General features: G+C 44.6%; 17 protein-coding genes. 5 read left to right on the top strand and 12 right to left on the bottom strand.

What is annotated here, in order from left to right; genetic code table 11:
- Positions 1-200 precede the first annotated feature (200 nt).
- On the bottom strand, positions 201-1,838 hold the full coding sequence (locus MSG33_RS02235; RefSeq protein ID WP_248379683.1) for an electron transfer flavoprotein-ubiquinone oxidoreductase: 1,638 nt from the start codon (positions 1,836-1,838) through the stop codon (positions 201-203).
- 156 nt (positions 1,839-1,994) lie between these two features.
- Between MSG33_RS02235 and MSG33_RS02230 the strand changes: the two genes are divergently transcribed.
- From MSG33_RS02230 to MSG33_RS02220, 3 genes are all read left to right on the top strand, one after another.
- Positions 1,995-2,747: an electron transfer flavoprotein subunit beta/FixA family protein gene (locus MSG33_RS02230; protein WP_248379678.1), complete on the top strand. Its 753-nt coding sequence runs from the start codon at positions 1,995-1,997 to the stop codon at positions 2,745-2,747.
- Positions 2,744-3,670 (top strand): FAD-binding protein, encoded by a 927-nt coding sequence (locus MSG33_RS02225; protein ID WP_248379677.1) that lies wholly within the window; start codon positions 2,744-2,746, stop codon positions 3,668-3,670. The genes MSG33_RS02230 and MSG33_RS02225 overlap by 4 nt, the downstream gene beginning before the upstream one ends.
- Before the next feature lie 87 nt (positions 3,671-3,757).
- Positions 3,758-5,764 carry an acetoacetate--CoA ligase gene (locus MSG33_RS02220; RefSeq protein WP_248379676.1) on the top strand — a complete coding sequence of 669 codons (2,007 nt, stop codon included), beginning with the start codon at positions 3,758-3,760 and terminating at the stop codon, positions 5,762-5,764.
- Positions 5,765-5,790: 26 nt separating this feature from the next.
- On the opposite strand, the gene mnhG is transcribed toward MSG33_RS02220, so the two are convergent.
- The 9 genes from mnhG to MSG33_RS02175 all read right to left on the bottom strand — a co-directional run bounded on the left by mnhG (position 5,791) and on the right by MSG33_RS02175 (position 13,863).
- The gene (gene mnhG / locus MSG33_RS02215) at positions 5,791-6,084 is read right to left on the bottom strand and encodes a monovalent cation/H(+) antiporter subunit G (RefSeq protein WP_054867462.1); all 294 of its coding nucleotides are present in this window, start codon (positions 6,082-6,084) and stop codon (positions 5,791-5,793) included.
- Positions 6,084-6,362: a cation:proton antiporter gene (locus MSG33_RS02210; RefSeq protein ID WP_046875930.1), complete on the bottom strand. Its 279-nt coding sequence runs from the start codon at positions 6,360-6,362 to the stop codon at positions 6,084-6,086. The genes mnhG and MSG33_RS02210 overlap by 1 nt, the downstream gene beginning before the upstream one ends.
- Complete coding sequence (locus MSG33_RS02205) at positions 6,355-6,831, bottom strand: Na+/H+ antiporter subunit E (protein WP_248379675.1); 477 nt, start codon at positions 6,829-6,831, stop codon at positions 6,355-6,357. Before MSG33_RS02205 ends, MSG33_RS02210 begins: the two co-directional genes overlap by 8 nt.
- Positions 6,828-8,324, bottom strand: a complete 1,497-nt coding sequence (locus MSG33_RS02200) for a Na+/H+ antiporter subunit D (protein WP_248379673.1) — start codon at positions 8,322-8,324, stop codon at positions 6,828-6,830. Before MSG33_RS02200 ends, MSG33_RS02205 begins: the two co-directional genes overlap by 4 nt.
- Positions 8,321-8,674: a Na+/H+ antiporter subunit C gene (locus MSG33_RS02195; protein WP_167427378.1), complete on the bottom strand. Its 354-nt coding sequence runs from the start codon at positions 8,672-8,674 to the stop codon at positions 8,321-8,323. Before MSG33_RS02195 ends, MSG33_RS02200 begins: the two co-directional genes overlap by 4 nt.
- Entirely contained in the window at positions 8,674-11,343 is a 2,670-nt protein-coding gene (mbhE, locus tag MSG33_RS02190) for a hydrogen gas-evolving membrane-bound hydrogenase subunit E (RefSeq protein WP_248379671.1), read from the bottom strand. Before mbhE ends, MSG33_RS02195 begins: the two co-directional genes overlap by 1 nt.
- A gap of 166 nt (positions 11,344-11,509) precedes the next feature.
- Positions 11,510-11,701, bottom strand: a complete 192-nt coding sequence (locus MSG33_RS02185; protein WP_005392611.1) for a hypothetical protein — start codon at positions 11,699-11,701, stop codon at positions 11,510-11,512.
- Positions 11,702-11,811: 110 nt separating this feature from the next.
- Positions 11,812-12,747: a universal stress protein gene (locus MSG33_RS02180; RefSeq protein WP_248379669.1), complete on the bottom strand. Its 936-nt coding sequence runs from the start codon at positions 12,745-12,747 to the stop codon at positions 11,812-11,814.
- 396 nt (positions 12,748-13,143) lie between these two features.
- A complete protein-coding gene (locus MSG33_RS02175; RefSeq protein WP_248379667.1) occupies positions 13,144-13,863 on the bottom strand; it encodes an SDR family oxidoreductase in 720 nt (239 codons plus the stop codon).
- 135 nt (positions 13,864-13,998) lie between these two features.
- Between MSG33_RS02175 and MSG33_RS02170 the strand changes: the two genes are divergently transcribed.
- Positions 13,999-14,907 (top strand): LysR family transcriptional regulator, encoded by a 909-nt coding sequence (locus MSG33_RS02170; RefSeq protein WP_248379664.1) that lies wholly within the window; start codon positions 13,999-14,001, stop codon positions 14,905-14,907.
- A gap of 90 nt (positions 14,908-14,997) precedes the next feature.
- Here the strand turns inward: MSG33_RS02170 and MSG33_RS02165 are convergent, their stop codons facing one another.
- A complete protein-coding gene (locus MSG33_RS02165; protein ID WP_248379661.1) occupies positions 14,998-15,771 on the bottom strand; it encodes a helix-turn-helix transcriptional regulator in 774 nt (257 codons plus the stop codon).
- Positions 15,772-15,870: 99 nt separating this feature from the next.
- On the opposite strand from MSG33_RS02165, the gene MSG33_RS02160 reads away from it, so the two are divergent.
- Positions 15,871-17,007 carry a multidrug effflux MFS transporter gene (locus MSG33_RS02160; RefSeq protein WP_248379658.1) on the top strand — a complete coding sequence of 379 codons (1,137 nt, stop codon included), beginning with the start codon at positions 15,871-15,873 and terminating at the stop codon, positions 17,005-17,007.
- 113 nt (positions 17,008-17,120) lie between these two features.
- On the opposite strand, the gene MSG33_RS02155 is transcribed toward MSG33_RS02160, so the two are convergent.
- Positions 17,121-18,224 (bottom strand): alpha/beta hydrolase, encoded by a 1,104-nt coding sequence (locus tag MSG33_RS02155; protein WP_176319289.1) that lies wholly within the window; start codon positions 18,222-18,224, stop codon positions 17,121-17,123.
- Positions 18,225-18,290: the final 66 nt, after the last annotated feature.

Genomic DNA, 18,290 nt, shown 5'->3' with positions numbered 1-18,290 from the left:
ACTATTTGATCAAACCTAACTTTGATACTGGTAACCGCTTTTACACCTATGCATCAACTTTGTATTCAGTTTACGTAAACGTCAATTTAAAATCAGAATAGTGCTTGAAAGATTAAGTTGCAATCGAGTTCATCGAGAAAGATTTGAACTAACGCAAACTTTAAGTAAATAAATTGTTAATAAAAATTATTCTCAGACGACTACATATTCGGATAGTTAGGGCCACCACCACCTTCCGGCGGTGTCCAGGTAATATTTTGACTTGGATCTTTGATGTCGCAGGTCTTACAGTGGATACAGTTCGCCGCATTTATTTGCAGCTCTGGCTGCTGATCCCCCTGTACGATTTCATAAACGCCAGCCGGGCAATAGCGCTGTGCTGGCTCTGCATATAACTCAAGATTCTGCTCGATGGGAATGCGCTGGTTCGCCAAACGTAAGTGGCACGGCTGATCCTCTTCATGGAAGATATTGGATAGATAGACAGAAGAAAGGCGATCGAAACTTAACACACCGTCAGGCTTTGGATAGACAATTTCATTGCTGTTTTCCGCCAATAGCAGAGACTGATGGTCGGGCTTATCACAACGGATATGCCACTTAGCTTTGCCTTTTAACACGTTATGTTCCAGCAGCGCTAAGCCACCGCCCAGCCACGATCCAAAGCGGTGAATGCCACTTGAGAAGTTACGTGCTTGATAAAGCTCTTCATACAGCCAAGACTGTTTGAAATGCTTTTGATAATCAACAGTAACAGACTGACTCTCAAGGGCTTCACATACTGCTTCAGCGGCAAGCATGCCAGATTTCATTGCGGTGTGCGTGCCTTTGATTTTAGCGCCGTTAAGCGTTCCTGCATCACAGCCAATCAACAAGCCACCAGCAAACTGTTGCGTGGGAAGCGAATGGAAACCGCCCTTGGTGATCGCTCTTGCGCCATAACTAATGCGTTTACCATTTTTGAGGTATTGCTCAATCAACGGGTGATGTTTAAAACGCTGAAATTCATCGAATGGACTCAAGTGCGGATTCTTATAGTTCAAGTCAACAATCAACCCGACGGCAACTTGGTTTCCCTCTAAATGGTAGAGGTAGCTGCCACCTGTGGCTTCGTTCGCTAACGGCCAGCCTAAGCCGTGAACCACTAACCCTTGTTGATGCTGCTCTGGTGGTATTTCCCACAACTCTTTAAAGCCGATAGCGTAATGTTGAGGCGTTTTATCTTCAGCGAGATTAAATCGATTAATCAACTGCTTACCAATATGACCCCGCGCGCCTTCAGCAAATAAAGTAAACTTCGCTCGCAGTTCAATACCGGGTTCGAAATTGGCTTTTTGTTCGCCATTTTTATCTAACCCCATATCGCCCGTGATAACGCCACAAACACGGTTGTCTTCATCAATGATGGCTTGGCTGGCGGTAAAGCCTGGGTAGATCTCTACGCCTAAACCCTCAGCCTGCGCAGCCATCCAACGGCATAGGCTGCCCAAGCTGATAATGTAGTTCCCATCATTGTGCAACGTGCTAGGCACCGCCCAAGAAGGCAGTTCATGACCATTGATTTCATTGCCTAGATAGTAGGTTTTATCTTGGTTTACTTTGGTATTGAGCGGTGCACCTTTTTCCTGCCAATCTGGAAACAGTTCATCCAAACTTCGCGTTTCAAACACTGCACCCGATAAAATATGCGCTCCAACTTCAGAGCCTTTTTCTACCACGCAAACAGAGAGGTCTTGTTCTTTTTCTGCTGCTAATTGTTTGATTCGGCATGCCGCAGACAAACCTGCGGGACCAGCTCCTACAATCAGAACATCAAATTCCATGCAGTCTCTTTCCATGATTGCATTCCTTTTTCTTTGCATGTTGCCAACTTGTTAAGCAACAATATATTTAAAGTTGACGCAAACGTAAAGGTAAATTAACATCATTTTAAAGACGTCATCACATCGTCTTCACTGTAAACACATAGTCTTCACTGTAAAAAGGAATCTAACGTGAAAATACTAGTGCCAATCAAAAGGGTCATTGATCCCTACATTAAAGTTCGCGTAAAAGCGGACCATAGCGATGTTGAAACCAATAACGTCAAGATGACGATTAATCCATTTTGCGAAATAGCCGTTGAAGAAGCCGTACGACTAAAAGAGCAAGGTATTGCAGATGAAGTCATCGTTGTCAGTGCTGGCGGTAGCCAATGTCAGGAGCAACTACGTACTGCGCTTGCGTTAGGTGCCGATCGCGCTATTCATGTCGATACTGAAGACAAAATAGAGCCATTAGTCGTCGCTAAGCTGCTCAAAGCTCTGGTTGAGCAAGAGCAAACACAGCTTGTGATTACGGGTAAACAATCCATTGATACTGACAACAACCAAGTGGCTCAGATGTTGGCCGCCCTACTTGACTGGCCTCAAGCAACTTTCGCTTCCGACGTGAAGATAGAAGATCAAAAAGTTCAGGTCGTGAGAGAAGTGGACGGCGGCTTGATGACGGTCGCGATGAACTTACCTGCGGTGATCAGTACTGACTTACGCCTGAATGAACCGCGTTTTGCCTCTTTGCCTAATATCATGAAAGCTAAGCGCAAGCCGTTAGATACAATCACACCTGACAGTCTGGGTGTTGAAGTGGTATTTAGCCAAACCATTCAAGAAGTCACACCTCCAGCGCAAAGAAAAGGTGGCATCAAGGTTGAATCTGTCTCAGAGCTTCTCGATAAGCTGCGTAACGAAGCGAAGGTGATTTCATGAAGAACTTAATCATAGCAGAACATGACAATAACCAATTGCATGCGGACACACTCAAAGTGGTTAATGCAGCAAAACAAGTCAGCCAAGACAATGTTTTGATCGTAGTGGGCCACCAGTGTGAAGAAGTCGCTCAGCAAGCCTGTCGCGTTGATGGTATATCAAATGTAATTTGTGTCGATGATGAGCAACTTAAGCATCAATTTGCCGAGAGTATCGCACCTATTTTGGTGAGTATTGCTGAAGGCTTTGACGCAGTCTGGGCTAGCTCATCATCAAAAGGGAAAGATCTTGCACCGCGAATAGCAGCAAAGTTCGGCGTTGGGCAAATCTCCGATATTGTCCAAGTTATCGATGAAAACACTTTTATCCGCCCTATTTACGCAGGAAACGCATTTGCCAAAGTGACCACCAGCGACAAGTTTCGCGTCGTCACCGTGCGCGCGTCTGCGTTTGAGCCGGTTACTTGTCACAACCAAGCTGACATTGAGCATCAGCAAGTCACCATCTCAACTCCATTGGTTGAATTGGTTTCTGTCGATAAAACCGTGTCAGAGCGTCCTGAATTAAGCGCGGCAGAGGTGGTTGTGTCAGGTGGACGCGGAGTCGGTAGCAAAGAGAACTTCGCATTGATCGAACAAGTCGCCGATAAACTGGGGGCCGCCATTGGCGCTTCTCGCGCGGCGGTTGATGCTGGGTTTGTCGCCAACGACTTACAAGTGGGTCAAACCGGAAAAATCGTTGCACCTAAGCTTTATATTGCGGTCGGGATCTCCGGTGCCATCCAACACCTTGCAGGAATGAAAGAGTCCAAAGTGATTGTCGCGATCAACAAAGATCCAGAATCTCCTATCTTTGAAGTTGCCGACTATGGATTGGTTGGTGATTTATTTGAGGTACTACCTCAGCTTGCCGAACAACTTTAAACAATCAGATAAGGGGCGAAAACTGCTATGTTCGCCCCTTTATTTTGTTTTGGTCATATTCAAAAAGAATCGAAATTAGAGGGACCTATGCCAAATTCTGCACCTATTTGGTCACCATCTTCTGAACGCGTCAGCAATAGCAACTTATTGCGGTTCATTGAAAAAGTTAATAAAGACAAAGCCGAAGGTACCGCAATCAATAATTACACGTCTTTATACCAGTGGTCCATTGACCACAATGACGAATTTTGGCGACATACCTGGCATTTCTGTAACGTCATTGGAAATATTGGCTCGCAAGTCAAAAGCCTTGGTGCTCCCAAGTGGACACAGACAGATTCTACTCAGAGCCATGTCAATAGGGACACCGTATGGTTTGCTGACGCCACGCTGAACTACGCAGAGAATCTCCTCTCTCAGGCCGAACAAACACCTGAGCGTGAGTTTATCGTTTTTACTAATGAAAGCGGTGAACACTGGCAGCTCACTGGTACACAGTTGCTTGAACAAGTTTCCGTCATTCAGCAATGGCTACTCACTTGTGATGTTGGTAAAGGCGACGTCGTTGCGGGCTATTTGCCCTACCTTCCAGAAACCGTTATTGCCATGCTGGCCACCACCAGCCTTGGCGCTATTTGGACTTCAACCTCGCCTGATTTTGGTATCGATAGCGTCGTAGAGCGTTTTGGTCAGGTCAAACCGAAAGTTCTTTTTTGCTGTGATGGCTACCAGTTCGGAGGCAAAGCTTTCGATATGACGGACAAGAACACCACTCTTAGTAGCAAGCTAAGCAGAGTCTCCGAAGACGCAACCATTAGCGTATGCCAAATCGAATATTTACAAAACGCTAAGAGTGCTAGCACTTCTGACTTTGTGTATTGGTCCGATATTACTCACCACTTTTCTCCACAATCAATTCAATATCAACCAACACTGTTTAATGACCCGTTATTCGTTTTGTATTCTTCTGGTACAACAGGTCAACCTAAGTGTATTGTCCATTCCGTGGGCGGTACCTTGCTCAATCACCTCAAAGAACATCAACTGCATTGCGACATCAAATCGCAAGACAAGGTTTTCTACTACACAACATGTGGCTGGATGATGTGGAACTGGCATGTTTCAGCACTTGCGAGTGGAGCAACCTTAGTGATTTACGACGGTAGTCCGGTTTACCCTGATCACTCGGTCTTATGGCGATTAGTGGACGAACATAGCGTGTCGTTGTTTGGTACTTCAGCGAAATACTTAGAGGCACTGGAGCATGCGAACTGCTCTCCAAAACTAGAACATGACCTGAAGTCACTCAAAACTCTGTGCTCAACTGGTTCGGTGCTTTACCCAGAACAATTTAATTATGTCTATCAGCAAATCAAGCAGGACTTGCATCTCTCTTCTATCGCTGGCGGCACGGATATTTGCGGGTGCTTTGTACTTGGAAACCCTATCTCACCAGTTTACAAAGGCGAATGCCAAGGTGCAGGGCTTGGAATCGACGTGCGTATTTTGGACGACGAGGGAAAAACCATTACACAGCAACGCGGCGAACTGACTTGCAATAACTCGCTACCTAACTTCCCTATCGGCTTTTGGCACGACGACGGCGAACGCTATCACAACGCTTATTGGGGCAAGTTTACTGATATCTGGCACCACGGCGACGATGTGATGCAAACCGAACATGGCGGCTTTATTTTTTACGGCCGTAGTGATGCGACATTGAATCCAGGCGGCGTACGAATCGGCACCGCTGAGATCTATCAGCAAGTGAACGCGTTACCCGAGGTCGAGGACTCCATCGCCGTCGGCAAGTTAAACCAGCAGTCTGAAGAAATCTGGTTACTAGTAAAACTCGCTCACGAGGTCGAGTTAACCCAACAACTCACCGATTCAATTCGCCAAACACTAAAATCAAAATGTTCACCACGCCATGTGCCACGCCAAATTTTTGCTATCAGTGATATTCCTAAAACGCGCTCAGGCAAACTGGTTGAACTAGCAGTGAAACAATTGGTCAACGGGCAAGCTGTAAAAAACATTGGTGCTATTGCTAACCCAGAAGTGCTGGAAGAAATTAGCCAGCTTAATCAATAGTGACAATTGGTTAAACAAGAAAAAACTTAATCATTGCGCCAAATCTTATATCCGACCTCTCGCATTGCTCTGCCGAGCAAGTGGGAGGCGACTGGCGCCGTGAGAACGATAAACAACATCGTACCGATAACTCGGGAGATCACGGTGACTTCAGGAATTGAGAGGGCAACCGCTAGTAGTAAGCAACTAACTCCGACGGTACCGGCTTTGGTTGCGGCATGCATTCGGGTGTATAGATCTGGTAACCGCAACACACCTAAACTAGCGCTTAGGATCAATAACGTCCCTAAACATAAAAACAGCCCAATCAACACATCCATTATTCTCTCTCCTTCCTTTTAACGATCAAACGCGCAAATGCGATTGTGCCAAGAAATGCGACCAAACCTAATGTAATGGCGATATCTAACAAGGCATCCTCACCACTGTCTAAGGTGTAAACCGTAATAAAGCCGATGGTGATAAATGAAATCAAATCTAACGCCACAACTCGGTCAGCCAGCGTTGGTCCTAAAATTAAACGGAAGAAAGCCATAACAAAACTGAGTAATAGCCCTGCATAGGCAAAAGTGACACTTATTTGCAGCCAACTATCCACGCGTCACCTCCAAAATTCGCTGCTCTAATCCGTTTTTAATTCCACGAATAACTTCTTCATGCTCAGGTGCAAACATGGCATGAACGATAAGATGCTTTTTATCAGGCGTAACATCCAAACTGAGTGTGCCCGGTGTTAAAGAAACCATATTCGCAAGTAAGGTGATTTCAAGGTCTGAATCGACGTCCAAAGGAACATAGACGATATCTGGCTGGCTCAAATGCGTTGGTGTCACGACATCCCACACGACTCTTGCAACCGATATGATCATTTCATAAGCGAAGTACACCAGTAACTTTAATGCCGACGCAAAACGTCGAAAGTAGCTGGTTTTTAATCCAAATGGTTGGCTCAACCGTAAGGCAAAAAAACCGACCGTAAATCCGACGACAAAATTCAGACTCGAATAACTTCCGTTTAACATCATCCATGCTAATGCTAAGAAAAGATTGAGGAATAGATAGATCATGGATTTCCTCCCAATACCGCCCGAATGTATTCATTCGGATTTAACAGTTGTTCCGCGGCTTGAACAGAAAACTGATAAAAAGGCTCCGCCACCAAGCCTATGACCAACGTGAACATGGTCAATACGGCAATTGGAACGCAATACAACCAATGTACTTTGACCTGCAGAGTCTGTTCTGTTTTTTCCCTAACCGGCTTTTTCCAGAATGCCTCACTCCAAATTTTCGTCATCGAATAGACAGTAAGCAGCCCCACCAATAGCGCGGTACCGGCTAACCAGTAATATTCAGCCTGTATGCTCGATTTGATGACCAAGAATTTGCCCCAGAAACCAGAGAGCGGCGGAAATCCTGCCAGAGAAAACGCAGGGACAAGAAACAAGAACGCTAACCAAGGCATTGCTTTATATACCCCGCCCAAATGTTCAAGTTGACTAGACCCATATTTGCGCTCAATAAAGCCACCGATTAAGAACAAATTCGCTTTTACAATGATGTGATGAACAATGTAGAAAATAGCGCCAGCCAAAGCTAAAGGAGTGTAAATCGCTAATCCCATTATCATGTAACCTATTTGGCTAATGATGTGAAAAGAAAGAATTTTCTTAATGTCGAATTGACTTGCCGCCCCCAAAACGCCCGTTAACATGGTGAGGCCAGCAATCCAAATCAACGTCGGCTGCCAACCACTCTCGGCGAGCGGAAATACTAATGTGAAGACTCGTATTAACGCGTATACGCCGACTTTAGTAAGCAACGCAGCAAACAGCGCAACCACACCACTTGGTAAGGTGTGATAAGAAGCTGGCAACCAAGCAAATAAAGGAAATAGTGCCGCTTTGATAGAAAAGGCAAACAAAAACAAGGCGGACAACATCATGTTGATGCTCAGTTCGCTCTCTCCCGCTTTGGTATAGAGATCGGCCAAGTTCAAGGTGCCTGTTGCGCCATACAACAAACCGATGGCAAGTAAGAACACTAGCGTCGAAATCAGGTTCAACATCACATACTTCACTGCCCCATCAATTTGAGTTTTCGTTGCATCTAATACCATTAAACCAAATGACGCGATGAGCATGACCTCGAACCAAACATACAGATTAAAAATATCTCCGGTGAGGAACGCGCCATAAACACCAGCAAGCAACACGTGCGTCAACGCATGGTAATTGCTATAGGAAGGTTTTCGGTGAAGGTCCGCCATGGCATAGAAAACACATATCGCACCAATCACCGCCGTAATCATCACCATGGCAACGCTGAAGTAATCTGCGACAAAAACGATACCAAACGGTGCTTGCCACTGGCCAAAAGCAACGGCTTGAATACCATTACTTATGATGTTTTCTGTGAGAAGGCCTGCGACGACAAGGCTCAAAATCGCACTCGCGCCACTTAACCACTCAGCACTTTTTGTTGAGCGACGTACAAAGAAAATGGTCAGCGCCGTACTCAATGAAAGAACAACAGGTAACGTCAGCAAAATCGAACTCATTGACCCTCCTCAGAACGTTGCATTTCATCGACGTCTGCGGTTCCAGAATCTTTATAAGCTCGATAGAACAACATTAAAGCAAAAATAAGTAGCCCAAAACCGATGACTATCGCAGTTAAAATTAGCGCTTGGGGTAATGGGTTTGCCGCGCCATCTGGTGGCAAAAGTGCATTATCGCCAATCAATGGCGGCTCTCCAGGAGTCAGCCTTCCCGCTGTAAAAATAGCAAGGTTAACCGCACTGCTGAGTAACATGATACCGAACAAAAGACGCAATATATGTTTTTCCAGCATTAAGTAAACGCCTGCGGCGACAAATACTCCAACGACAACACTCCAGACTATTTCCATCACTCTAGCTCCTCATTAACACGAAGCAGCATCCCCATCACGCCACCTATAACGGCAAGATAAACACCAACATCAAAAACCAACGGCGTACCCAGTGGTATCACATCTTTCCACCACAACCCGGTTAAAAACGGTTTATCAAACGCAAAGCTCAAAGCACCAGATACTAAGCTCAATGTAATGCCAGATAACGCAATGAAAAACGGCTTGAAATACAATCTAGAACGAACGTATTTCGGTGATTCCGCGAACATGAGAAGCGATAAGCCAATAACGGCAATCAATGCACCAATGAAGCCACCACCCGGTTCGTTATGACCACGTAATAACAGATACACAGAGAACACGAGCATGAGCGCCGCGACGATATGTGCCGTGGTTGCAAAAATTAATGATTGAATACGGTTTTGCTTTTTCGCTCTTGTCTTAAGCAAGCTCACTGCTGCAATCCCAGCAATGACAACGACGACAACCTCTCCCAATGTATCGAACGCACGAAAGTCGACGAGAATGACGTTGACAATATTGCGCCCATGCCCGCCTGGTACACTATTTTCCGCAAAGAAATCCGACACCGATGAATCCATCGGCTGGGACGTGATTCCTAACAAGAGGAAAGTAATCGAAACACCTATCACGCCCGCTATACAAACATTCGCCAATTTACGTTTTATTGAATGCTTGGGCACGGTGGTTAAACGCGGCATATGACGCATTAACAATGCTAAAAAGACCACCATTAATGTTTCCACTAACAGTAGAGTCTTCGCGACGTCCGGAGCACTGTAGATCATAAAAACAAGCGTGGTCATAAAACCAATCATACCTAGCGCAGAAATCGCAAGAAGCCTTGAGTGAGACAACGTACATACGATCGCTGCACCAACCAGCAATAAGGCAATGCCAATTTCATAGAAAGCCACGTTTGAAAGCTGTTCAAACAAAGGCAGAGGAATAAATGCTACCTGACCAAGCAAAGCGACGGCGAGTACCGTGAAAAATAGCAGGACATAACGACTCAACTTCTTTTGCTGCAACAGCGCCGTTTGCCACTTCGCCAGTGTCATCATGCCATCTAATAGTCGTTCAAAAGCGTTCTCCGCTTTAGGTACGAACAGATGTAACCGCTGAAAAAATGCAGACACAGTAGGATAAACACGGTACACCACATACCCCAATACTAGCGTGATAACGCTTAGGACCAGCGGTACATTCACACCATGCCATAATGATGTCGCTTTAAGAGCAGCTGTGGGCAGAATGTCAGCAGAGCCCGGAAAAATGATATTGCGATCTAACCAATTTAAACCGACTAAAGGAACGATGAGACTGCCAAGTGCCAAGAGTAAAGGTGAAACCCACATAGCCTTTTGGGCCTCAATCGGCTTCGTTTCAATTGGCACGAGATCACGGTGAGCAAAGAATGGTCTCGCAATAAGCATAATGGTTAGCGCAACCATCAATATATTGACCATTAAAAGTACAAAGGCGATCCAGTTATTGAGCTCTACTGCGGATTTATACATGTATTCTTTGCTCAAAAAGCCTAACAACGGCGGGAATCCCGCTTTAGACAATGCAGCCAAACTCCCCGCAACCATGCTGATGACGAGCACTGACTTCAAGCCGTACAGTTGATCAATATCTCGTGTTCCTGTCGCTTTGTCGATATTGCCCACCACCATAAACAGCGCTGCTTTATAGAAAGAGTGAGCGAGAATAAACATCAATACTGCACTCACGGCCAAATCTGTGCCCATACCTAGTAATAATGTTAATTTACCCAAAGCAACATTCGTGCTGTAGGCTAGCATCAGCTTCAAGTCAGTTTGTTTTAATGCGACAAACGTGCACCAAACGGCGGTGATACTCCCTGTGATCACTAGGGCATAAAACCAAACCTCGCTATGAGCATAAACTGGCGATAAACGCGCTAACAAGTAAATGCCCGCCTTTACCATTGTTGCCGAGTGTAAATACGCACTGACTGGAGTGGGGGCTGCCATCGCGTTAGGTAGCCAAAAATGAAACGGGAACTGCGCAGATTTAGTAAATGCACCAAGTAGTATGAGCACTAGAGATGGCATAAACCATTCGTGCTGCGCAATCGTGTCCGCCTGAGCGATGATCGTATGTAACTCATAACTCCCTGCCATCGCTCCCAACAAGATAAGGCCAGCTAACAACGCTAATCCACCAGCACCTGTAACGATCAACGACTGCAGTGCATTTTTTCGTGACGTTTTGTTTTCGTGATTAAAACCAATCAGCAAGTAAGAAGTGATGGTGGTGAGTTCCCAGAAAACAAATAACAACAGGATGTTATCGCTCATCACAATCCCTAGCATGGCAAGCATGAATAGGGTTAGGTATAAATGAAAGGAAAATCGGCTATCACTCTCTCGTAAGTAAGCCAAAGCGTATATTTGGATCAGTGCGCCAATCCCGCTGATCAGCCCGGCAAAAAGGAATGACAGACCATCTAACCTAAAGCTGAAGTTAATATCGAGGCTAGGTATCCATTCCGCATTCCAGCTTACGCCTGCGGGTGTGTAGATGTAAAAAAGAAAAGAGAAGATTAAAATTGGCAGCACAGGGAAAATCAGTAAGACCAACTGATTATCGGGATTTTTCGGCAGGTTTTCTTTACCCGTTATGCTATTCAACATCGCAGCCCATTCATTTTTATAAGAAAGTTCGCCCTATTTGGCGCAAAGATAAAAAGCTCCACTTGATTGTTTTAGCCCAAGTATTCCAAAAAAGATCATAAAACCAAGGGATAAGTAGCAAACAGCAATCACTGAATGCTACTTAAAGGAACGTTAATACAAACAGCTACTTGCTGTCCGCTACGGTGTAAGAACGTAGATCACTACTTACGTGTTCTCGACTGAATGTGTATGGATTATCGTCATCAGTTAACTCGAACGCATCGTAGGTGCAGTCACCGATATCATTTCTCGGACAAACATAAACGTTCGAACGTTCTATCATTTCTGTGTGGCATTTCGGGCATAGGTTTTTCATGTCACTCTCCTCTGATAACTTATTGATACACTGATAATTCCATGTTCTAGAACTCCGTCTCCCTCCTTTACCTAAAACAACCACTTAAACCTAGGTTTGTTACACACCAATTACTGAATCGGCGATACAAAACCATCGGGCTTAAGAGCGACCAAACTACAGTTTATAGATTGCAAAATGTTTTCAGCCGTATTACCAATGACGTAGCCAGATATCCCAGTTCTCGCTAAGGTACCCATGACTAGAACGTCCACTTCTATGCTGTCTACGTAATCCGGGATTTTTTCATCAGGCTTTCCGTGTAAATGATGAATCACAATTTCACCCGTAATCCCCGACTCTTCCAGCAGTTGTTGTAGAGCTTGTTTATGATCGGCTTTTGCTTTGTCGAGTTCATGTTTCAACTCAGCATCGTCGACTTGAATCCAAGCATTGTCATGTAGGTAGTTCTCTAAGTAATATTCCCAGCAAGAAATCACATGTAAACGACTGTCACAGGTGTCGGCTATTGAACGAGATAATTCAAGCAAACGCACCGCTAATGAGTGCTGTTCATCGCTCGCCGTTAACGGATCTATCGCAACAGCCACACGGCGTTTGTCTCTCGGCTTATCAATCGGTCGGTGTAACCATAATGGACAAGGACATTTGCGTAACAGTGTCATATCAATGGCTTTGAAGCCTTCAGCGCCTTCACCGAGTGGTTCAGCTTCTTTGATGATAAGATCTTTGTTGTCAGCTAATGCTTCTTTAATGATACAGACAGCGGGTTTTTCACTGCTTTTCACAGTAAGAGGAAATGCCAGATCATCTTCAGAAAGATCGAGCTTCTGTCTGTATTCCTGAATGCTTTGTTTGAGGGAGTCTTGTAGCGATTGCTCATAACTTTGCTGATACTGGAGCATATCCGCGGGGAAATCGGGGCACGCAATTAGCCCTGAAACAGGTACTTTGTTGCTGGATGCGATCCTCATCGCTTGTTCGAGCGCCTCACTATGACCAGGCAATCCTTGTGTTGCAAAAAGTATGTTCGCGAATCGTTTCATACACACCTCCTTGTTTGGTTAAATATTAACCACCCACAAAGTATAATACCTAACGGATAATTGTAACGGCTTGTGACGTTGATGAAATCAATTCTCATTAAGCTATGGATATTGCTTCATTTTGCTTTACGTCACCTTCTCCTTTTCTTTACGACTGTGGCCCGCTGACCCCAATAGAGCGACATACTAAAAATTGAGACCAAATAAAAACCCAAATTACTCAAAGTTTTTTCTCACCTTGAGTAACTTGGGTATAAGCAATAACACACTTAGGCTACGGACTTAAATGGGTAACCTAAATTTTCATACGACTTAGTTGAAAGATGCCATATCAATCACGAATCGGTGTGCAAATATTCACAGCCCTAATGATCCAGAAGTCGCTGTAAATTAATGTTAAGGTTGCTGTTTTGTCGGTGCCAAAGCAATTTCGCGAACACATACACCTTGCGGTTGCTGATAAGCAAACAGCACTGCTCGTGCAATATCGTCGGCTGCCAACACGCCCCCCATATCCTCTTTCCAAGCATCATAGCCATCTTTAATATCTTGAGACGTAGTATGGGAAAGTAATTCAGTTTCCACAGCGCCAGGTGCAATAGTCGTAACGCGAACATTCGATGATGCGACTTCTTCACGTACGTTTTCAGAAATCGCATGAACCGCAAATTTGGTACCACAGTAAGCGGCATGATCAGGGAATGTTTTCTTGCCCGCAATAGAGCTGATATTAATGATCGTACCACTGTTGCGTGCTTTCATCGGTGCTAAGACGGACTGCATACCATTGAGCAAGCCAAGTACGTTCACATCAAACATGCGCTTCCACTCCGATGCGTCCTGAGTATCTATCTGGCCTAGAAGCATAACGCCTGCGTTATTTACAAGTGCATCTACCGGACCATACAACGCTTCAGCTTTCTCAGTTGCCGCCTCAAAAGAAGCTTTGTCGGTCACATCTACCTTTTCACAAAGCGTATTTGGTAAGTTTAATGCTTCTAAACGTTCTACACGTCTTGCTAACAAAAGAAGAGCATGGCCCTGTTCACTGAAGTGACGTGCAATCGCTTCACCAATGCCTGAACTAGCGCCTGTAATAACAATTAACTTTTTCATTTTGAATCCTTAATAGAACGGTTTACCTCAGTGGCGATAAGTTTAAGAAAACTTTGTTTGTTGATATATACCGACCTAGTTGAAACACTGTTGTTATACTGCAACAATACTTTTTTGAATTACGCAGAAGTCGTCATGCAAACACACATCAACCTTGCGGATATTCGCTCTTTCGTCCTAATCGCTCAACTAGGAAACTTCACAAAAGCAGCAGAGGAACTTGGCGTTTCTCGCTCACACGTTTCACGTCAAATAACAAATCTGGAACAACAGATTGGTGCCACTTTGCTACAAAGAACCACTCGAACACTGAAGCTCACCGAAGCAGGCAAGGTTCTGTATAAACAGTGTGAAACCGCCCTTCACAATATTGATCAAGCTGTTATGGCAGTGGTTGATGATGTAGAAGAATTAAGAGGCGAAATTCGTATCAACTGCGTGGGGGGTTATTTAGGGGAAGACGTTGTCGCAGATATCGTTGCTCAGTTTCTAATCCAACACCCACAAGTGAACATTAACTTAGATTTTAGCAGCCATCGTGTCGATTTAATCGCGGATGAATTCGACATCGCTTTTCGAATGGGAAAGTTAGACGACTCCAACTTTATCGCTCGCAAACTGATTGATGTGGAAATGGGGACGTACGCAAGCCCAAGTTATTTAGAAACACATGGCTATCCTTCGCATCCAAAAGACTTAGAAAAACACATTTGTTTGACAGGTAGTGTGACACGCTGGGCATTCGAGAACACAAATACAAAGCAGTCAACGGAACACCAGATACGTGGACAGTTACGATGTAAGAGTGGCAGAGTAATGATAAAAGCAGCGTTGGCGGGAAATGGTATCATCCGTGTACCAGCACTTTATTGCCAACAAGAACTCCAGACAGGCAAGCTAAAAGAAGTGTTTACCGACTGGAGCATTCCGAGTGTGGAGTTTTCACTCCTTTACCATCACGACCGACATCAACCAAAACGCATCCGAGCCTTTATTGACTTTGCTACTCAATATTTTCGTCAGCTGCCGAGTAAACACAAGTAACGTGCACGTTGGTATCTCTCTATGTACGCTTCATAGGCTGAGCCTATGAACCTAGGATTTGTTCTAGAAAGAGTGTGAGTATTTTGATGCTTAGGGCTTGGTTTTCATAAACGTCAGAGGTGTTTGCCCAGTTTGCTTTTTGAAAAATGCAATAAAAGCACTGTCTGACGAAAACTCCAGCCAATCAGCAACGGCGCTGACTTGCATTCCCGTAGATAACAATTCAACTGCTTTTAAGAGCCTCCACTGTTGACGCCAATCTTGATAATTCATACCCGTTTCCGACTTAAATAATCGTGTTACCGTCTTGGTGCTTGCCCCAACTTTGCTTGCAAGAGTAGTAAGCGAAGGAGCGAGAAATGAAGGTTCAACCAACTCTCGACGAAACGTTGTTAAGCGCCGATGCGATGGCAAAGGCAACTGAAACGAATAACGTTTCGTAGCATAAAACTCCTCCCAAAAAAGCGCCGTCGTATTTACCATCTCGCTGCTAGGCTTATCCCACTCCCAAAATGACATTTTATCAATAAGAGCTTGGAGTAAATGATTCACTTCTATCATCGTGATCTTACTCGGACAGGCAAACTCCTCACAATCAAAATACAAAGATCGATACGCCACCACATTCGTCATTAGTGCGCGATGCGGCGTATTAGGTGGGATCCAAACCGCCTTTGTCGGTGGCAAAATACAAATCGAGTCTTCCAGAGCAAAACTCATACAACCTTGAGGTGCGTACAACAATTGCCCTTTCTTGTGCTGATGCATACCCGAGTCGTGCTTGCCAATATCCGCAGCAATTCCCACTACACAATTAGAAATTTTGTCTGCGTCAAACTGTGTTTCTTCGTCAATAAGTGCCATTTTGTCCGAATATTGATGTATTTGGTTTTTATGTTGTTATTGGCTCAATCATAGCCTCATTTATACTGCCCGCCAACTTCATTAACAATGGGTAACAATATGAATACTAAGCCCTCTTTATGGCTCATGCTGGTTATGTTGATGTTTCCGCAAATTGTAGAAACCATCTATAGCCCAGCGTTGAGCTCAATCGCTCTATCATTTGATGTAAACCACGCACAAGCAGCACAAACACTGTCGATTTACTTCCTAGCGTTTGCCATTGGCGTTGTAGTTTGGGGAGTGCTCGCAGATAAACTGGGAAGAAGGCCTACCATGTTAATTGGGCTCTTTATCTATGGTTTTGCGTCTTTACTCGCAACTCAAACCGAGAGTTTTGCTGTTGTCATGGCTGCGCGAGCTCTGAGCGCATTTGGTATCGCGGTAGGTTCCGTTGTCACACAGACCATGCTTCGTGACGCGTTTGACGGTCAAGAACTGAGTAAAGTCTTCAGCTTAATGGGGATGGGTATATCAATCAGCCCGGTAGTTGGCATGCTATTAGGCGGGCAGCTTACAGCGCTTGGTGGATACCGTTATGTGTTTTTCGCTTTATTTTTAATCGCGTTAGTATTGCTCGCTTATAACGTTATTAAACTTCCTGAAACACAGAAGGAACAGACACCAGTACGGTTGCATCAACTTAGCTTGAAAATGCTAAGAGACGCGCGAATTTGGCGCTCAGGATTACTGGTTGCTTTGTATAACATTGCTCTATTTTCTTATTACCAGCTTGGCGCATTTACTTTCTCAGCACTTGGGTATAGCTCCGAACAATTTGGATACAGTGGCATGGTACTGGGGTTAGGCACTCTGCTTGGGAGTTATTTAAACAAATCCCTAGTGTCTAAAAATGTTCGAAAAAGCCAACTACTTTGGCTCTCAGCAGTATTGCTTAGTTTGGGATCAGTCGGTTTGTTGATTCTGAGCCAATCAATCTGGTTTGTTGCTCCAATGATGTTAGTCGTCATGTCGTATGGGATTGCGATACCCAATATACTCAGTGACGCACTCGTTGATTATAAACAACAGGTAGGTAGCGCAGGCGCTTTATTTGGGCTCATGTACTACATCATGATCGGCACAGGATTAGCGATGGCTGGAACAGCACAAAACTTAAGTGTCATCCTATTAACATGTAGCTGTTTAGCAATTTTATTGGCGTTTTCTACAAAACAAGTTCATACCGACTTGTGACAATAATGAAATACTCTCCGTAATGGTTCACCGAGAATCTAGAGAATTTTTCAATCAATAGGAACTGAGGAGCACAATAGTAACCGCTCCTCAGTTGTCTTCTAGAGTGCGATCTAAACTAAATTAACCTTAAAGAAGCTCTCTAATTTATCAAATGGGATCACATCCAATTGATCGTAGAGATCCGTATGATTCGCATTTGGAATGATCATCAATTCTTTAGGCTCTGCCGCCGCTTCATACGCCGTTTCACTGAAATAGCGAGAGTGCGCCTTTTCGCCATGAATGAACAACACTGGGCGTGGAGATATCTCTTCAATGTAGGTCAGAATTGGCATATTCATAAACGACAGCGGCGTTGTGAGTGTCCATGCAGCATTTGAGTTAATCGCTCGTGGATGAAAGCCACGTTCAGGAGACTTGTAATAGGCTGCATACTCAATAACAAATTGGGGCTCACCTCCAACTAACTCAAGCGATACTGGCCCGTAAGTAGGTGTTCCATTTTCGGCGTCTTCCCATCGTTGCAGGCTTAGCTGCTCTAACGTTTGCGTGCGCTGTTCAAACGTCGTACTGTCGTTATAGCCTTTAGACATTACACGGGTCATATCATACATCGTACTGGTTGCGACTGCTTTGACGCGTTTATCTGCAGCAACTGCGTTTAACGCCATGCCGCCCCAACCACATATGCCTATCACACCAATTTTCTGACGATCAACGTCTTTCTGTAGGCCAATAAAGTCCACAGCTGCGCTAAAGTCCTCTGTATTGATATCAGGTGATGCAACGTTTCTTGGTTCACCACCACTCTCTCCGGTATACGACGGATCAAACGCTAAAGTAATGAAGCCTCGCTCGGCTAATGTTTGAGCATATAACCCTGAAGACTGCTCTTTCACAGCGCCAAATGGACCACTAATGACGATAGCCGCAAGCTTGCCACTTTTATTTTTAGGTTGATAAAGATCCGCTGCCAACGTGATGCCATAACGGTTTTTAAAACTCACTTTGCGATGTTGAACTTGGTTACTTTTCGTAAATGTTTTATCCCAGGTGTCACCAAGATTTATTTGCGTCTCAGCTTGAACGGAACTCGTTGAGAGCGATCCGACTCCCATAGCAACCACGCTGGCACCCGTCATTTTCATCATATTGCGACGACCTTCATCAGGTTCATCTTGGTAACTTGCTTGATTGTCGTTCTGGCTTTTCATGGTAGACACTCCTAATTAACGTAACACACGATGAGTACAGTACGCGGAGGCTTTATCGCTCCTACT

The sequence above is a fragment of the Vibrio sp. 1CM7H genome (assembly GCF_023161645.1).
Taxonomy (GTDB): domain Bacteria; phylum Pseudomonadota; class Gammaproteobacteria; order Enterobacterales; family Vibrionaceae; genus Vibrio; species Vibrio diabolicus.
Note: the sequence above shows the minus strand (reverse complement) of the source record. Positions and strands in the feature narration are given on the sequence as shown.